Genomic DNA, 541 nt, shown 5'->3' on the forward strand with positions numbered 1-541 from the left:
GTCCTCACAAGGCACTGGGGCGGTGCAACCCACGCCAGATCTGGAAATTTTGCTGATGCGGCTTTGACCCGAAATTCCGGATTCGCCACATTGGCCCAGGCGGAATATGGCCTATACCTTGGAATAATTCCAGACTAGCTTGGCGCGATAGATGAATTTTCTCCTCAACTTTGTGTGCGCAGCCGGGCAAGATGCCGGGCGAAACCGGCTGTCGCGGGTATTTCGGCCGTCGGAACACTAGATAGGCTGAGATCGACGAGGAGCGGCTCACCCATGTCACAATCGGCTTCGCCCTTGACGCCGGTCCGTTTCGATGCCGAAGCGGATGCGAAGCTTTCCGCGTTGCGGCGGACGAAATTCCTCGCGGCGGCCGCGCTGGCGCTTTGCGTACTGGTGTTTGCGCTCGCCAAATCGTTCGAGCACATCCATGCGTGGCTCGGCTTCGTCGCTGCCTTTGCCGAGGCGGCGACCATCGGCGGCCTCGCCGACTGGTACGCGGTGGTGGCGCTGTTTCGAAGGCCGCTGGGGCTGCCGATCCCGC

General features: G+C 61.4%; 1 protein-coding gene. It reads left to right on the plus strand.

Annotated features, from left to right (window positions below):
• Window positions 1-273: 273 nt before the first annotated feature.
• The coding region (locus tag EN969_RS34545) for a DUF445 family protein (protein WP_127419962.1) at window positions 274-541 on the plus strand (268 nt) is incomplete at its 3' end.

Source organism: Mesorhizobium sp. M7A.F.Ca.CA.003.01.2.1 (assembly GCF_003998945.1).
GTDB classification, from domain to species: Bacteria; Pseudomonadota; Alphaproteobacteria; order Rhizobiales; family Rhizobiaceae; genus Mesorhizobium; species Mesorhizobium ciceri.